Below are 16,560 nucleotides of genomic sequence, written 5' to 3' on the forward strand. Positions count from 1 at the left end.
CAAAAAATCAGCGAACTGCGCCAGCACTGCTTGCGCGGGCGCCCCCGCCGCCTTCCCGTGGACGGCGAGCGGCGCTATAGGGGCCGCGAGATGAAGAGGCTGGAGCATCCGGCCCGGAGGCGAGCGCAGTCATGTTCAACGGCATTCTCGGCATGTTCTCGGCGGACATGGCGATCGACCTCGGAACCGCCAACACGCTGGTCTACGTCAAGGGCCGCGGCATCGTCCTGAACGAGCCCAGCGTCGTCGCCTACCACGTCAAGGACGGCAAGAAGGACGTGCTCGCCGTGGGCGAGGAGGCCAAGCTGATGCTGGGCCGCACGCCCGGCAGCATCCAGGCGATCCGCCCGATGCGCGACGGCGTGATCGCCGATTTCGACGTCGCCGAGGCGATGATCAAGCACTTCATCAAGACCGTGCACAAGCGCGGGGCCTTCGCCGCGCCGCTCATCATCGTCTGCGTGCCCTACGGCGCGACGGCGGTGGAGGAGCGCGCGATCATGGAGTCCGTGCTCGCCGCCGGCGCGCGCAAGGCGCTGCTGATCCCCGAACCCATCGCCGCGGCCATCGGCGCCGGCATGCCCTTCGGCGAGCCGACCGGCTCGATGGTCGTCGACATCGGCGGCGGCACCACCGAGGTGGCCGTGCTCTCGCTCGGCGACATCGTCTATGCGCGCTCGGTGCGCGTGGGCGGCGACAAGATGGACGAGGCGATCATCTCCTACCTGCGCCGCCAGCAGAACCTGCTCATCGGCGAGGCGACGGCCGAGCGCATCAAGAAGACCATCGGCATCGCCCGCATGCCCGAAGACGGGCGCGGCCAGTCGATCGAGATCCGCGGCCGCGACCTCTTGAACGGCGTGCCGAAGGAGATCGAGGTGACGCAGGGCCAGATCGCCGAAGCGCTTGCGGAGCCCGTCCAGCAGATCGTCGAGGCCGTGATGGTCGCGCTGGAGGCGACGCCGCCCGACCTCGCCGCCGACATCGTGGACCGCGGCGTGATGCTCACCGGCGGCGGCGCGCTGCTCGGCGGCATCGACGCGGCGCTGCGCGAGCACACCGGCCTCGCCGTCACCATCGCCGACGAGCCGCTGAACTGCGTTGCGCTGGGCACCGGCAAGGCGCTGGAGCATCGCACCGCGCTTAGGCATGTTCTGAAGGACAGCGTCTAGCCGCAACGCGGGCCTGACTGGAGCCGAAGGACTTGGCGAGACTGCGCGAAGACGCCGGCACTGAGATGGCGCGCGGACTGCGCCGGATAGGTCTTGCGCTTCTCGCCGTCGTCGCGCTCGCCCTGTTCGCGCTGTGGCGGGTGGACAATCCGCGCGTCGAGCGCCTGCGGATGGCGCTGGCGGACGCGCTGCTGCCGTCGATGGCGGCCGTGTCGCAGCCGGTGGCCCGATTCGGTTCGCTCGTCACTGACTGGGAGCGGTTCTCCGACGTCTACGACCAGAATCGCGAACTGCGGCGCGAGATCGAGCGCCTGCGCGCATGGCGCGACGCGGCGCGCAACCTCGAACTCGAGAACGCTCAACTGCGCGCGCTGAACAACGTGCGGCTGGCGCCACGCATGGGCTTCGCCACCGGCGAGGTGATCGCCGACGACGCCGGGCCGTTCGGCCACAGCGTTCTGGTCAACATCGGCGCGCGCGACGGCGTGAGCGACGGCTCCGCCGCGGTGGACGGCTCCGGTCTCGTCGGCCGCGTCGTCGGCGTCGGCGACGACTTCAGCCGCATCCTGCTCCTGACGGATTTCGACAGCCGCGTGCCGGTGAAGATCCTGCCCACCGGCCGCCGCGCGGTGCTGTCCGGCGACGCCTCGGCCGCGCCCCGGCTGAGCTTCCTCGCCGCGACGGACGGCGTGGAGGTGGGCCAGCGCATCGTGACCTCCGGCGACGGCGGCGTGTTCCCGCCGGATCTGCCGGTCGGCGTCGTCGCCGCGCTGGGTTCGCGCGCGGCGCGCGCGCAACTCGCCGTCGACCACGAGAAGCTCGAATTCGTGCGGGTGCTGCGCTGGCGCCGACCGAGCGCCGCCGAAGGCCCCGTCGAGCTGATCCTTCCGCCGGAGGAGACCTCGGCGGCGTCGGCCCCGACAGCGGCCCCGCATGGCACCCCAGATGCGCCCAGCAACGCCGCGCCCCACCATGCGCCCCCGAGTGCGCCACCCAGTGCGCCCCACAATGCGTCGACCGGCGCGCAGGCGCGGCCATGAAGGCCGAGAAGCGCGGCGCAGGTGCGCGGCGGGAGGCGCGGCAGGGCGCGGCGCATGCCGGGGGCGGGCCGGTCGTCGAGGCGGCGTCGCTGGGCGCGCTGCTGCTGTTCGGGGCGCTGGCGATCGCGGCCAGCCTGGCGCCGATGCCCGTGCGGTTCGCGCCGGACCTGCTGTTCTGCGTGCTGGCCGTCTGGGCCGTGCGCCGACCGAACTCGACGCCGGCGCTCGCCGTCTTCGCGCTCGGGCTCGCCCGCGACCTGCTGAGCGGGGCCCCGGCTGGCGCCGGGGCGCTCGGCCTGCTCATCGCCGTGGAGGGCCTGCGCGTCGCCCGACCGCCGCGCGCCGGCGAGGGACTGCGCGGCTGGCTGCCAGTCTGGGGCGTCGTCGGCGCCTGGGCCGCGGCGCCGGCCGTCGTCCCCTGGGCGCTGCTGACCGTCACCTTCGCGCCGGCGCCGGCCTTCGCCGACATCGCGCTGCGCTACGCCGCCACCGTCGTCGCCTTTCCCCTCGCCGCCGTCGCCCTGGCCTGGGCGGCGCCGGTCGAGAATTCCTCCCCCGACGCCCGGGCCCTGATCGGAGGCGGCGCATGATGCGGCTTTTCTCCCGCAGCCCGGCCCGCCCTTCGGCGCCGCGCAAGCGCGCCAGGCAGGACGGGCCGTCCGTCTCCCGCCGCGTCTTCGCCCTGCTGGGGCTTCAGGCGCTCGCCGCCGGCGCGCTCGCCCTGCGTCTGCGCCAGCTGCAGATCGAGGAGGGCGAGCTGTACCGGACGATGGCGGAAGAGAACCGCATCAATATCCGGCTGCTGCCGCCGGCGCGCGGCGAGATCTTCGACCGCGCCGGCCGCCCGCTCGCCGTGAACCGCCAGAACCTGCGCGTCGTGATGGTGCGCGAGCAGGCCGGCGACGTGGAGGCCGCGCTCGACCGCCTCGACCGCGTCACGCCGATTCCCGAGGCGGACCGCCGCCACGCCCTGCGCGAGTTCTCCCAGAAGGCCCCCTTCGTCCCCGTCACCGTGGCCGAGCACCTCGACTGGGAGCGCTTCGCAACGATCAACGCCAATGCGCCCGCGCTGCCGGGCGTCATTCCCGAAGTCGGACTGACGCGCTGGTATCCCGAAGGCGAGGTGTTCTCCCATGTGCTCGGCCATGTCGGCCGTGTCTCCGAGAAGGACCGGGAGGCCGAGCCGGACGCCACCCTGCTCAGCATCCCCGACTTCCAGATCGGCAAGAACGGCGTGGAGAAGGTCGAGGAGGGCCGCCTGCGCGGCGTCGCAGGCGCCCGCCGCATCGAGGTCAACGCCGGCGGCCGCGTGATCCGCGAGATCGACCGGGAGGACGCCGCCAGCGGCGACGACCTGCGCCTCAGCCTCGACCGCGACCTGCAGCGCTACGCGATGGCGCGCATGGCCGACGAGAGCGCATCGACCGTGGTCATGGACATCGCCACCGGCGACATCCTCTGCATGGCCTCCGCCCCCGGCTTCGACCCCAACAAGTTCGTCGTCGGCATCGGCCACGCGGACTGGAACGCGCTGCTGGCCGACGACCACCGTCCACTCGCCAACAAGAGCGTGTCAGGCCAGTATCCGCCCGGCTCCACGTTCAAGATGGTGGTCGAACTCGCCGCGCTCGAAGCCGGCGTCGCCACGCCGGGCGAGAAGGTGTTCTGCAACGGCGGCTACCAGCTCGGCGACCGCCGCTTCCACTGCTGGCGCCGCGGCGGCCACGGCATGATGGACGCGCACGACGCCCTCACCCAGTCCTGCGACGTGTATTACTACGAGATGGCGCGGCGCGTGGGCGTCGACGCGATCTCGGCGATGGCGCGGCGGCTGGGCTTCGGCGAGCGGCCGGAGCTCGAGCAGACCGGATTGGCGGCGGGCCTGACCCCGACCCGCGCCTGGAAGCGCGAGGTCCATGCGGAAGGGTGGCAGCTAGGCGACACGCTCAATATCGGGATCGGCCAGGGCTACATGCTGGCCACGCCCCTGCAGCTTGCGACCATGACGGCGCGGATCGCCTCGGGCCGCGCGGTGTCGCCCCGGCTGATCATCGCCGAGGGCGTCGACGCGCGGCCGACCGCCGAAGCGCCGCCGCTCGGGATCAGCGCCGCCAATCTCGCCCTCGTGCGCGAGGGGATGGACAGCGTCGTGAACAGCCGCCGCGGCACGGCGCTCAAGTCCCGCATTTACGACGAGGCGGGCCGCATGGCCGGCAAGACCGGCACAAGCCAGGTGCGCCGCATCACCATGGCCGAGCGCGCGCGTGGCGTGATCCGCAACGACCAGCTGCCGTGGAACCGGCGCGACCACGCCCTCTTCGTCGCCTACGCGCCGGTCTCGGCGCCGCGCTACGCCGTGTCCGTGATCGTCGAGCACGGCGGCGGCGGCTCGGCTGCGGCGGCCCCGATCGCGCGCGACGTCATGCTGCGCGCGCTCTACGGCGCGGAGCCGCCGCTCGCCGCCTACCCCCCCGCCGAGCGCGAGATGATCGAGCGGCAGCGAACGCCGGTCCCCGCCGCCGAGCCCACGCCGCCAGCTGTCGAGACCGGCCCCCGGCGGCGCGCATGATCGTCGCCGGCGCCACCCGTCCGCTCGGCCTCGCCGGCAAGCTGCTGCGCCTGAACTGGCCGCTGCTGCTGCTGACGGCGTCGAGCGCCAGCCTCGGCTTCCTGATGCTCTACTCGGTCGCCGGCGGCGATCTGGAGCCCTGGGCCGGGAGGCAGATGACGCGCTTCGGTGTCGGCTTCGCCGGCATGATGGTCGTCGCGCTGATCGACATCCGGTTCTGGCGGGCCATGGCGCCGCTCGCCTACGCCTTCGGCCTCGCGCTGCTCGCGGCGGTGGAGCTGATCGGCGTCGTCGGCATGGGCGCCCAGCGATGGATCGATCTCGGCCCCATCCAGCTTCAGCCATCCGAGATCATGAAGGTCGCGCTGGTGATGGCGCTGGCGGCCTACTACGCTTGGCTGCCGCCAGAGCGGGTGTCGCGGCCGCTCTGGCTGCTGCCGCCCATCATGCTGACGCTGGCGCCGGTGGCGTTGACGCTGATGCAGCCCGATCTCGGCACCGCGCTGCTGCTGCTGGCGGGCGGGGCCGTCATGATCTTCCTCGCGGGTGCGCACTGGCTCTACTTCGCCGTCGGGACCGCTGGCGCCGTCTCGCTGGTCTGGCTCGTGCTGTCGTCCCGCGGAACGCCCTGGCAGCTTCTGAAGGACTACCAGTTCCGCCGCATCGAGACCTTCCTTGACCCGTCCACCGACCCGCTCGGCGCCGGCTACCACATCACCCAGAGCAAGATCGCCCTCGGCTCCGGCGGCTTCTCCGGCCGCGGCTTCATGCAGGGAACCCAGAGCCGGCTGAACTTCCTTCCCGAGAAGCACACCGACTTCATCTTCACCGCTCTGGCGGAGGAGTTCGGCTTCGTCGGCGCCGCCGGCCTTCTCTCGCTCTATGTGCTGATCCTGGTCTTCTGCGGGCTGTCGGCGATCACCAACCGCGACCGCTTCGGCGCCCTCGTGACCGCCGGCGTCGGCGCCGTGTTCTTCACTTACTTCTTCGTGAACATGGCGATGGTGATGGGGCTGGCGCCGGTCGTCGGCGTGCCGCTGCCGCTGGTTTCCTATGGCGGATCGGCGATGCTCGTGATCCTCTTCGCGCTGGGCCTCGCGCAGAGCGCCCACATCCACCGCCCCGCCGCCGTCTGAGGCGCGCAACCACACGCCGCCCAGGCCAGCACCGGAGCCGCCATGCCCGCCGCAACCCAGTCGCCCGTCGTCCTGCTCGCCGTGGAGGAGGACGACAGCGCCGCATGGGCGGCCGAACTGGAGGCCGCGGCCGCGGAGCAGGGCCTCGACATGCGGCTTGTCCGACCCGGCGAGGCGGCGCCCGAGGCGGTGGAGCACATGGTGTTCGCCGGCTCCGGCCCGGTGCGCGACTTCACGCCCTATGTCGGCCTGCGCGCGATCCATTCGATCTGGGCCGGCGTCGAGAAGGTGCTCGCCATCCCCACCCTGCCCGCCGATGTGCCGCTCTGCCGCATGGTCGAGCCGGGGCTGCGCTGGGGCATGACCGAGTATGTCGTCGGCCATGTGCTGCGCCGCCATCTCGGTGTCGACGGCTTCCTCGCCGGGCCCGAGGCGCGCTGGGCCGAGCCCGTCCCGCCGCTCGCGCGCGACCGGCGCGTGGGCGTGCTCGGCCTCGGCGAGTTGGGGGCCGACGCCGCCCGCGCGCTCTCGGCGCTCAATTTCGACGTCGCCGGCTGGAGCCGCAGCCCCCGGTCGATCCCCGGCGTCGCGTGCCATTGCGGCGAGGACGGCCTCGCGGCCCTGCTCTCCCGCAGCGAGATCCTCGTCTGCCTGCTGCCCGCCACGCCGCTGACCGAGAACCTGCTGAACGCCGGGCGGCTGGCGCTGCTCCCCCGGGGCGCGGCGATCGTGAACGCGGGGCGTGGCGAGCTGATCGATGATTCGGCGCTGCTGGCCGCGCTCGACGCCGGCCGCGTCGGCCATGCGACGCTCGACGTGTTCCGCATCGAGCCGCTGCCCACGGATCACCCATACCGCGCTCACCCGCGCGTCACCGTGACGCCCCATGTCGCCTCGGCGACGCGGCCGGCGACGGCCGCTCCCGAAATCGTTTCGCAGATAGTACGGTTTCAGGCCGGAGAGCCGCTGCGGCACGTTGTGGACCGCCGGCTGGGCTACTAATTTCCGGCGTACAGGGTGGGAGCGCGAGTATGGGCGACAGCGGCGAGAAGCAGCACGGAACGTTCTGGGGGCGCTGGCGCGCCAACTTCCTGACCGGGATCGTCGTGATCGCGCCGCTTTACCTGACGGTCTGGCTGATCTGGTCCTTCGTCAGCATCGTCGACTACAAGGTCGAACGCCTGCTGCCAACGGGCTACAACCTGACAGACTATCTCAATTTTCCCGGCTATGGCCTTGCGATATTTGTCGTATTCACCTCGGTAATCGGCGCTCTCGCCAAGAACCTCTTCGCCGCGCAGCTGATCGGCTGGGGCGAGCGGATGCTCGACCGGCTGCCGATCATCCGCTCGATCTACAACGCCATCAAGCAGATCGCCGAGACCGTCCTCGTCCAGTCGAAGTCGAGTTTCGAGCGCGCCTGCCTTGTCGAATATCCGCGCAGGGGGATCTGGGCGGTCGCCTTCATCTCCACAGCCACGCGCGGCGAGCTGGTCGAGAAGGCCGGGCAGACCGACATGGTGAGCGTGTTTCTGCCGACCACGCCGAACCCGACTTCGGGCTTCCTGCTGTTCGTGCCGCGCGAAGACGTGATCGAACTCGACATGAGCGTTGAGGAAGCGGCGAAGCTGATCATCTCGGCGGGTCTCGTGTCGCCGGCCGAGGTCGGCGCGCGGCAGACGCCCCTGCCCCCGATCCCGGCCGCGGCGGAGTAGCTTCCGCCCGAGGCGCGCGTCGGGCCGCCGTCGGTCAGATCGAAGCGACCGGCGGCCGTTCGGCCCGGCTCGCAGGCCTGGGCGGCGCCGGGTTGGCGTCGCGAACCGCGGCGAGGATCCGCGCGGCCTCCATCTGCAGCCGCTGCGCGCTCGGCGCCGCCGCCGACCTGAGCGCGGCCACCGTCACGACCACCAGCCTTTCGTTGATCTGGGAGATTGCGCGACATCTGCGGCCGATGGCGAGCGCTCCGGCGGGCGTTGCGTCCTCGACGACGACGAACACCGCGTCGCCCTCCCGCGTCGCGCTCAGGACGTTCAGCGGCGGGCCGAGGCCGAGGCCGAGCGCCCTCCAGCCGCCGGGCGAGGCGGCCTCGGCCGCCATCAGGTCGAGCGCCTCGCCGAGCGCGTTCTGCGGGGCCAACGACGCCGCGCTGACCGAGATCATCCGCATCACCGTGGGCCTGATCGCCGCGTCGCAGGGCGCGAGCTGCGCCACCGCCGCGGCGCCGTCGGCGTGAAGCGCCTCGGAGCGCACGCAGAGATCGGCCGGAGGCGCCAGCGCGACGCGCCGTCCATCCGCGATCAGAGCCAGTCCGCGCCCGTCCGCCACGGGATCGCCGGTTTCCAGCGACACCAGCGGCGGTTCGATCAGTCCCCCCTCCGCCGCGCAGCCGCCCAGGACCGCGACGGCCAGAAGCAGGAGCGGAGCGCAGCCCCGGACGCGCGCCACCGTCAGAGATCGGCGTAGACGTGCCGCTCGCCGTCCTTGCCGGGATGGGTCACGGCGCCGTCCTTCGCGCCGCCGACGAGCTGGGCGTATTTCCAGAGCGCGCCCGAGCCGTAGAGCGTCTCGCGCTGGCCCGCCCACTCCTTGCGGCGCGCCTTGAGCTCCTTGGCCGAGAGCTTGACCTCGATCGTGCCCTTCTTCGCGTTGAGCTTGATGACGTCGCCGTTGCGGATCAGCGCGATCGGCCCGCCCACCGCCGCCTCCGGCCCGACATGGCCGACGCAGAAGCCGCGCGTCGCGCCCGAAAAACGCCCGTCGGTGATCAGCGCAACCTTCTTGCCCATGCCCTGCCCGGAGAGCGCGGCGGTGGTGGAGAGCATCTCGCGCATGCCGGGACCGCCCTTCGGCCCCTCGTTGCGGATGACGATGACCTCGCCCTCCTCGTACTGGCGCTTCTTCACGGCCTCGAAGGCGTCCTCCTCGCATTCGAAGACGCGCGCCGGGCCCTCGAACGACATCTCCTTGCCGGTCATTCCCGCGACCTTCACGATTGCGCCTTCCGGCGCGAGGTTGCCCTTGAGGCCGACCACGCCGCCGGTCTTGCTGAGCGGCTTCTCGATGGAATGGATCACTTTGCCGTCCGCCGTCCCCTCCACGCCCTCCAGCGCCTGCGCCATGGTCTGGCCCGAGGCGGTCATGCAGTCGCCGTGCAGCAGGCCCTTGTCGAGCAGCATGCGCAGCACCCGCGGCACGCCGCCGACCTCGTAGAGATCCTTGGCGACGTATTTGCCGCCGGGCTTGAGGTCCACGAAATAGGGCGTGGACTTGAAAACCTCGCAGACGTCGAGCAGGTCGAAGCGGATGCCGGCCTCATGGGCGATGGCGGGCAGGTGCAGCCCCGCATTGGTGCTGCCGCCGGTGCAGGCCACCACGCGGGCGGCGTTTTCCAGGCTCTTGATCGTCACCACGTCGCGGGCGCGGATGTTGCGCGCCAGCAGCTCCATCACCGCCCGGCCCGACGCCTCGCAGAAGGCGTCGCGGCTCTCGTAGGGCGCGGGCGCGCCGGAGGAGTTCAGCAGCGCGAGCCCGATCGCCTCGGAGACGCAGGCCATGGTGTTGGCGGTGAACTGGCCGCCGCAGGCGCCGGCGGACGGGCAGGCCACCTTCTCCAGCTTCTCGAGCTCGCAGGCCGAGAGCGTGCCGGCCTGCTCGCGGCCCACCGCCTCGAACACGTCCTGCACGGTCACGTCGCGGCCCTCGAAGCGGCCCGGCAGGATCGATCCGCCATAGACGAAGACCGACGGCGTGTTGAGCCGCACCATCGCCATCATCATGCCCGGCAGCGACTTGTCGCAGCCCGCAAGGCCCACGATGGCGTCGTAGGCGTGGCCGCGCATGGTCAGCTCCACCGTGTCGGCGATGGCCTCGCGCGAGGCGAGCGAGGAGCGCATCCCCTCATGCCCCATGGCGATGCCGTCGGTCACGGTGATGGTGGTGAACTCGCGCGGCGTGCCCTTCGCCTCCTTCACGCCGAGCTTCACCGCCTGCGCCTGGCGGTTGAGCGCGATGTTGCAGGGCGCGGCCTCGTTCCAGCAGGTCGCGACGCCGATGAAGGGGCGGTGGATCTCCTCCTCCGTCAGCCCCATGGCGTAGAAATAGGAACGGTGCGGCGCGCGCGACGGTCCTTCGGTCACGTGGCGGCTGACGAGCCGGCTCTTGTCGAAGGTCTTCGCGTCCATCTGGCTTTCCTCGCGCTCGCTGTGGTTTCCCGCCCTGCCGGGGGCGCACCATAGCGCCGGCCCGCGCGTCGCTTCAATCTCCTCCGACGCGTGCGGACCTGCGGCGTCGCAGCCGTTCCGGCGCGGCGCAAGGGGGGGTTCCCCGCGGCGCGGCGGCGCCCCATGTTTGAAGCAGCGGCGGATGACGCCGCCGCGCCTTGAGAGGAGGAAGCCATGACCGGCACAGGCAAGGCCCCGCTCGACACGGGCCGCACACCCGAGACGCCCGACCGCGCGGCCCGTTTCGCGGAGATCGAGCGGCGCGACGGCCAAGCGCCCGGCGCCAAGGAGATGGCGATGACCCGCCGCCCGCGCGCCGAGGACCAGGCGGCGCGGGTCGCCCGTTTTCTGGACATCGACCACCGTTCCGACGGCTGAAGGCGCGCCCGGCGCGGCCTCTCGGGGCCGGCGCCGGGCGCAGCGTCCAGACCCCACGAGATGACAATCGAGGGGGGTGTGACGGAAATCACTTTGCCCCTGAGCGCAGGCGCGTAGTCTTGTCCCAGCACACTGTTTTTGGGAGGCTCGGGACCATGCGCATGCATTTCAGCGACAAGACATTCACGCGCGCCGTGACAGGCGCGCTGGTGGCGACGATGACGCTCTCCGCGCCGCTGACCGCGCAGGCTGACGCCGGCGCGTTCATCGGCGGGGTCGTCGGCGGCATCATCGGCGGCGCCATCGGCTCGGCGGCGAACAAGGAGCGGACGGTGGTGCGCGAGCGCGTCGTCACCCGCCCCTCAACCAACAGCTACCAGCGCGAGCAGAACCGTAACGTTCAGAACGCGCTGAACTATTTCGGGTTCCCCGCCGGGACGCCCGACGGCGTGATGGGCAGCCGCTCGCGCGCGGCGGTCTCGGACTATCAGGCGACGATGGGCTTCCCCGTGACCGGCTACATCGCCGACTACGAGCGCGACTTCCTGCTCTCGGCCTTCGCGCGCGCCCAGTCCAACACCATGCAGGCCGCGCAGCTCGCCGCGCAGTATGGCGGCCAGCGCGGCATCCTGATCGCCTATCGCGGCAACCAGTCGACCGGCGCCGTGATGAACGTGCAGCCGGTGATTCCCCAGCCGCAGGTCATCGTTCAGCAGCCGCAGCCGCAGGTGTTCGTCCAGCAGCCGCAGCCGCAGGTCGTGATCCAGCAGCAGCAGCCGCAGCCGCAGGTCGTGATCAACAACACCGCGCCGGCCGCGCAGGCGCCGGTCGCCACGGCGCCCGCCCCCGCGCCGCAGACGCAGGAAGTCGCGGCGGCGGCCCCCGAGCCGGCGGCGCCGGCCGCGGGCATGATGCCGAGCTTCATCGGCGGCGCCGTCGAAGCCTCCATGGCGAGCTACTGCAACAAGACGAGCCTCGTGACCTCCACCAATGGCGGCATGCTCCACGGCGAGTTGGTGAGCCAGAACATCAGCGTCGCGCTCGGCGAGCAGTTCTGCCTCGCCCGCACCTACGCCATGGCCGAGGGCGAGGATCTCACCGCCTCGGTGCAGGGCGTGACGCTGGCGCAGATGCAGGAGCAGTGCGGCGCCTTCGCGCCCACCATGCGCGAATACGTGGCCGGCATGGTCGCCAAGAACCCGCAGGACGCGACGTCGGACCTCCAGACCTTCGTCATCAACACGGGCATGAACCCGTCGCAGCTGTCGAGCAACGCCAAGATCTGCCTGTCGATCGGCTACCGCTCCGACAACGCCGACGTCGCGCTCGCCTCGGCGCTGGTGCTCGTCGGGCTCGGCGAGGCCGCCTATGGCGAGATCCTGGCGCACCACATGGCGCAGGGCTTCGGCGCGCCGAAGCGGCTCGACCGCGCGGCCGACTGGTACGATGCGACCGTCTCGGCGATCGAGGGCGGCGCGGTGCGCGTCGTCGCGCCGGGCCAGAGCGAGCGCCCCGCCCTGCTGCGCGCCGCCGCCGTCTCCCTGCGCGGCGGCACGCCGAGCCAGGCCGCTCCGCAGCAGGCGGTGCTGCCGAGCTTCGGGATGCCCGCCGCGCCGGCGCAGACCGTCAACAACTGAAGCGGGGCGTCGCCACGCTTCATCGGGCGGCCCCGCCGGGGCCGCCCTTCTTCGCGGCGAAGCCGCGCCTGAACTCCTGCTCGCGCACCGTCACGCCCCATGCGGCGCCATCCGCCTCCACGGCCAGCGCGAACCCGCGCCGCTCATAGAGCCGCCGCGCGGCGTCGAGCCCCGCAAAGGTCGTCAGCCACGCCGCCCCGCCCGCGCAGGCGTCGACATGGGCCATCGCCTCCGACATGAGCCGTCCGCCGAGCCCCGTTCCCCGCGCCCGATCCGCGACGATGAACCAGCGCAGATGCGCGCCGCGCCCCTTCGACGCAGGATCGTGCAGATCGAGGATCAGCGAACCGCACAGTCCCTCGCCGTCCGCGGCGATCAGGCAGAGGTCGTCGGGCTCCAGACGCGCGACGAATCCGGCGAGCTCCCGCGCCACCTTCGCCTCGAAGAACGCGCCGAAGCCCCAATGCTCGGCGTAGTGCCGTCCATGCAGCGCCACGACGTCCCCGATGGCGCCCGGCGAAAAGACCCGTCCGATCCGCACGCCCAAATTCTCCCGCTTTGGGAAAGCAGGTTAGTCTTCCGCGCGGGCGCGCGGCAATCAGCCGCCCGCGACGTCGATCATCACTTCGTTGCGGCGCAGGAAGCCCGGCGTGAAAGGGTCGTTGTAATAGGCGTAGAGCGGCGGCGCGCCGGCCGCCTCAAGTCCTTGCGACGCCATCCACGCCTCAAGCCGCGCCGTCTGTTCGGCGAGCAGCGCGTCGTCGGCGACGCCGCTGAAACGGACCACCGCGCGCCGCGCCGGCGGGGTCTCGCGCAGCGACACCGCCTCCCCCGGCCCCGGCTGCGGCAGCGACGCCAGCGTGCGGCCCGGCGGCATGTAGAACTGCACCGTCCATGCCTCGCCAGCCTTCTGCTGCGTCACCGGCGCCGTCATCGCGATCTTCTCGCCGTCGCGCTCGCGCGCGAAGATGTAGCCGGCCAGCGGCGAGAACCCCGCGCGCACCGCCTCGCCGCGCGTGCCGCGCCGCTCGACTTCGGCGACCGCCAGCGCGGGATAGTCGCGCAGCGCGAAATCGCCATCCTGCGCCACCAGCGCGAAGGGCGGCTCCTCGACCGAGGCGCTCACATAGACCCAGCCGCCGACGAGCGCGAGCGCGCCCGCCCCGGCGGCGGCGGCGATCCACAGCAACATGCGGCGCATTCCCTCTCCCGATCCATCCCGGTCTCCGGCACGCCCCGAAGGAAAGCGCGGCGCCGAGGAAAGTCGAGCCGGACTGTGACATCCGTCACAGCGGCGACTCGGTCGACCGCGCATGGTCAGGGGGTGACGCGATGGACGCCTCCCGACCCTCGCGCCACCGTCCCTCGTTCAACTGGGCGGCCCTCGGGCCGCCCTTTTTCCTTCGGGCGCCCGCGTTCAGGCGAGTTCCGCCAGCCGCGCCTGCGCCGCCGCCAGCTTGCCAGCCTCCTCGGCGAGCGCCGCGAGGCGCGCGCGCTCCTTCTCCACCACTTCCGGCTTGGCCTTCTCCACGAAGGCGGGGTTGGCGAGCTTGGCCTCCAGCCCCGCGCGCTCCTTGTCGAGCTTGCCGAGCGCCTTCTCCAGCCGCGCGCCCTCGGCGGCGATGTCGATCACGCCCGCCAGCGGCAGGCACAGCGTCGCGCCCTGAACCGCCAGCGTCACCGCCCCCTTCGGCGCCGCATCGGCGTGCTCGATGGACGACAACCGCGCCAGCCGCGCCAGCAGCGGCCCGACCCGCGCCAGCCGCGCCGCCGTGGCGGCATCCGCGCCGACCGCGACGAGCGGGATCTGCGCGCCGGGGTTCACGTTCATCTCCGCACGCGCCGAGCGCGTCGCCTCGATGGCCGCGATGGCCCAGCCCATGTCGGCGTCGGCCTCCGCGTCCGCCAGGTCCGCCGCCGTCCAGGTCGGCCAGTCGGCGTGGACCAGCAGCCGCTCGCGCGGGGCCAGCGCGCCGTAGAGCTCCTCGGTGACGAAGGGCATGATCGGGTGCAGCAGGATCAGCGCCTGATCGAGCGCCCATGCCGCCGTCGCCCGCGTCTCTTCCTTCGCCGGGCCGTCGTCGCCCTGCAGGAGCGGCTTGGCGCACTCGACGTACCAGTCGCAGAGCACGCCCCAGACATGGGCGTAGGCCGCGTTGGCCGCATCGTTGAAGCGATAGGCGTCGATGGCGGCGTCCATAGCCTCGCGCAGTCGCGCCGTCTCGCCGACGATCCAGCGGTTCACCGGCTCGCGCGGGCTTTTCGGGTCGAAGCCGGGCACGAGCGCGCAGCCGTTCATCTCGCAGAACCGCGCCGCGTTCCAGAGCTTCGTTGAGAAGTTGCGGTAACCCTCCACCCGGCTGACGTCGAGCTTCAGGTCGCGGCCCATGGAGGCCATCGCCGCCAGCGTCATCCGCACCGCGTCGGCGCCATACTGGTCGATCAGCGTGATCGGGTCGATCACGTTGCCGAGCGACTTCGACATCTTGCGCCCCTGCTCGTCGCGCACGAGGGCGTGGATGTAGACGTCGCTGAACGGCACGTCCTTCTGGAAATGCAGCCCCATCATCATCATCCGGGCGACCCAGAAGAAGATGATGTCGAACCCGGTCGAGAGCACCGAGGTCGGGTAGTAGCGATTGAGCTCGGGCGTCTCGTCCGGCCAGCCGAGGGTCGAGAACGGCCACAGCGCGGAGGAGAACCAGGTGTCGAGCACGTCGGGGTCGCGCGCAATCGTTATAGTATTGCGCGATCGGTCTTCTGGTAAGCTAATTCCAATCCGCTTATCGTCAGAACGATTAATTTTTATTTGCCACTCAGAACCGTAGTATGCCTTAGCCTGTTCAATCGCTTCGGCTTCTGTTTCGGCGCAAAAGAGCTTCAGTTTAAACTGTACTGCGTCCAGCGAACTGTTTAACGAGAAACCGAAGTTTTCTCCATCACGCTCGGGACCGTAGTAGACGGGCACACGATGCCCCCACCACAACTGGCGCGAGATGCACCAGGGTTCGATGTTCTCCAGCCACTGGAAATAGGTCTTGGACCAGTTCTCGGGGTGAAACGTCGTGCGGCCGTCGCGCACCGCCGCCAGCGCGGGCTTGGCCAGCGTCGCGGCGTCCACGAACCACTGGTCGGTCAGCATCGGCTCGATCACGACCTTCGAGCGGTCGCCGAAGGGCTGCATGATCGGCTTGTTCTCCACCAGCGGCGCGCCGTCCGGCCCCGTGACCGCCAGCCCTTCACCCGTGATCGCCGCGACAACGCGCTTGCGGCAGTCGAAGCGGTCGAGCCCGCGATACTCGTCGGGCACGAGGTTGATCGCGTCGATCTCCGCTTCGCTCGCCGCCCCGCCCTCGCGGATCGCCTTCGCCTTGGCGACCTCCTCGGCATAGGGCGCCCCGTCGGCGCGCATCGCGGCCTTCGTGTCCATCAGCCGGAAGCAGGGGATGCCGCCGCGCTTGGCCACGCCGTAGTCGTTGAAATCATGCGCGCCGGTGATCTTCACCGCGCCCGAGCCGAAAGCCGGGTCGGGATACTCGTCGGTGATGATGGGGATCAGGCGACGGTGCTCCTTCGGCCCCACGGGGATTTCGCATAGCTTTCCGACGATGGCCGCATAACGCTCATCGGACGGATGAACCGCTACGGCGCCGTCGCCCAGCATCGTCTCCGGGCGCGTCGTGGCGATGGCGATGTAGTCGCGCGTCTCGCGCAGCGTCACGTTTCCGTCCGCGTCCTTCTCGACGTAGTCGTAGGTCTCGCCGCCAGCCAGAGGATACTTGAAGTGCCACATGTGGCCTTCGACCTCGACGTTCTCCACTTCGAGGTCGGAGATCGCGGTCTCGAAATGCGGGTCCCAGTTCACCAGCCGCTTGCCGCGATAGATCAGCCCCTCGTCGTAGAGCTGCTTGAACACGCGGATCACCGCGCGCGACATCTGGTCCTCGTCGGTGCGGCCGAGGGTGAAGGCGTTGCGCGACCAGTCGCAGGAGGCGCCGAGGCGCTTGAGCTGGTTGATGATCGTGTCGCCCGAAGAATCCTTCTGGCGCCACACCCGCTCGACGAAGGCCTCGCGGCCCATCTCGCGGCGGCCCGGCTCGCCCGCCTGCGCCAGCGCCCGCTCCACCACCATCTGCGTCGCGATGCCGGCGTGGTCCTGCCCCGGCTGCCAGAGCACGTCGAAGCCCTGCATCCGCTTGCGGCGGATCAGGATGTCCTGAAGCGTGTTGTTGAGCGCATGGCCCATGTGCAGCGAGCCGGTGACGTTCGGCGGCGGGATCATGATGGCGTATGGTTCCGCCCCCGGCCTGGCGTTGGCGCCGGCGCGGAAGCAGCCCTCGCGCTCCCAGCGCGCATAGAGGCGCGGCTCGGCTTCGGCGGCGTCGAAGGTCTTTTCCATGGTCATCGC

General features: G+C 71.0%; 14 protein-coding genes. 9 read left to right on the forward strand and 5 right to left on the reverse strand.

The window, feature by feature from the left end; all coding sequences use genetic code 11:
- The first annotated feature begins 131 nt into the window (after positions 1-131).
- From BLW43_RS02380 to BLW43_RS02410, 7 genes are read left to right on the forward strand one after another with little or no spacing between them, the layout of a single operon-like run.
- On the forward strand, positions 132-1,172 hold the full coding sequence (locus BLW43_RS02380) for a rod shape-determining protein (RefSeq protein ID WP_093247984.1): 1,041 nt from the start codon (positions 132-134) through the stop codon (positions 1,170-1,172).
- A 32-nt stretch (positions 1,173-1,204) separates the two neighbouring features.
- Entirely contained in the window at positions 1,205-2,212 is a 1,008-nt protein-coding gene (mreC, locus tag BLW43_RS02385; protein ID WP_093247985.1) for a rod shape-determining protein MreC, read from the forward strand.
- Positions 2,209-2,802 carry a rod shape-determining protein MreD gene (gene mreD, locus BLW43_RS02390; RefSeq protein ID WP_093247986.1) on the forward strand — a complete coding sequence of 198 codons (594 nt, stop codon included), beginning with the start codon at positions 2,209-2,211 and terminating at the stop codon, positions 2,800-2,802. Before mreC ends, mreD begins: the two co-directional genes overlap by 4 nt.
- Positions 2,799-4,781 carry a penicillin-binding protein 2 gene (mrdA, locus tag BLW43_RS02395; protein WP_245730883.1) on the forward strand — a complete coding sequence of 661 codons (1,983 nt, stop codon included), beginning with the start codon at positions 2,799-2,801 and terminating at the stop codon, positions 4,779-4,781. Before mreD ends, mrdA begins: the two co-directional genes overlap by 4 nt.
- Positions 4,778-5,917 (forward strand): rod shape-determining protein RodA, encoded by a 1,140-nt coding sequence (gene rodA / locus BLW43_RS02400; RefSeq protein WP_093247988.1) that lies wholly within the window; start codon positions 4,778-4,780, stop codon positions 5,915-5,917. Before mrdA ends, rodA begins: the two co-directional genes overlap by 4 nt.
- A gap of 42 nt (positions 5,918-5,959) precedes the next feature.
- Positions 5,960-6,919, forward strand: coding sequence for a 2-hydroxyacid dehydrogenase (locus BLW43_RS02405; RefSeq protein WP_093247990.1), 960 nt, complete (start codon positions 5,960-5,962; stop codon positions 6,917-6,919).
- 29 nt (positions 6,920-6,948) lie between these two features.
- Positions 6,949-7,632 carry a DUF502 domain-containing protein gene (locus BLW43_RS02410; protein WP_093247992.1) on the forward strand — a complete coding sequence of 228 codons (684 nt, stop codon included), beginning with the start codon at positions 6,949-6,951 and terminating at the stop codon, positions 7,630-7,632.
- A gap of 34 nt (positions 7,633-7,666) precedes the next feature.
- Here the strand turns inward: BLW43_RS02410 and BLW43_RS02415 are convergent, their stop codons facing one another.
- Positions 7,667-8,362 (reverse strand): hypothetical protein, encoded by a 696-nt coding sequence (locus tag BLW43_RS02415; protein WP_093247994.1) that lies wholly within the window; start codon positions 8,360-8,362, stop codon positions 7,667-7,669.
- 2 nt (positions 8,363-8,364) lie between these two features.
- Positions 8,365-10,098 carry a dihydroxy-acid dehydratase gene (gene ilvD / locus BLW43_RS02420; protein ID WP_093247996.1) on the reverse strand — a complete coding sequence of 578 codons (1,734 nt, stop codon included), beginning with the start codon at positions 10,096-10,098 and terminating at the stop codon, positions 8,365-8,367.
- 213 nt (positions 10,099-10,311) lie between these two features.
- Between ilvD and BLW43_RS02425 the strand changes: the two genes are divergently transcribed.
- Together BLW43_RS02425 and BLW43_RS23870 are read left to right on the forward strand one after the other, a co-directional pair.
- Entirely contained in the window at positions 10,312-10,515 is a 204-nt protein-coding gene (locus tag BLW43_RS02425) for a hypothetical protein (RefSeq protein WP_093247998.1), read from the forward strand.
- Positions 10,516-10,670: 155 nt separating this feature from the next.
- Entirely contained in the window at positions 10,671-12,152 is a 1,482-nt protein-coding gene (locus tag BLW43_RS23870; protein ID WP_139283957.1) for a peptidoglycan-binding domain-containing protein, read from the forward strand.
- A 19-nt stretch (positions 12,153-12,171) separates the two neighbouring features.
- Here the strand turns inward: BLW43_RS23870 and BLW43_RS02435 are convergent, their stop codons facing one another.
- From BLW43_RS02435 to BLW43_RS02445, 3 genes are all read right to left on the reverse strand, one after another.
- Positions 12,172-12,693: a GNAT family N-acetyltransferase gene (locus tag BLW43_RS02435; RefSeq protein WP_175478719.1), complete on the reverse strand. Its 522-nt coding sequence runs from the start codon at positions 12,691-12,693 to the stop codon at positions 12,172-12,174.
- Between the two features lie 57 nt (positions 12,694-12,750).
- On the reverse strand, positions 12,751-13,353 hold the full coding sequence (locus tag BLW43_RS02440; RefSeq protein ID WP_093248002.1) for an SOUL family heme-binding protein: 603 nt from the start codon (positions 13,351-13,353) through the stop codon (positions 12,751-12,753).
- A 216-nt stretch (positions 13,354-13,569) separates the two neighbouring features.
- On the reverse strand, positions 13,570-16,557 hold the full coding sequence (locus BLW43_RS02445; RefSeq protein WP_093248004.1) for a valine--tRNA ligase: 2,988 nt from the start codon (positions 16,555-16,557) through the stop codon (positions 13,570-13,572).
- Positions 16,558-16,560 lie beyond the last annotated feature (3 nt).

The organism is Rubrimonas cliftonensis, from assembly GCF_900107585.1.
GTDB classification, from domain to species: Bacteria; Pseudomonadota; Alphaproteobacteria; order Rhodobacterales; family Rhodobacteraceae; genus Rubrimonas; species Rubrimonas cliftonensis.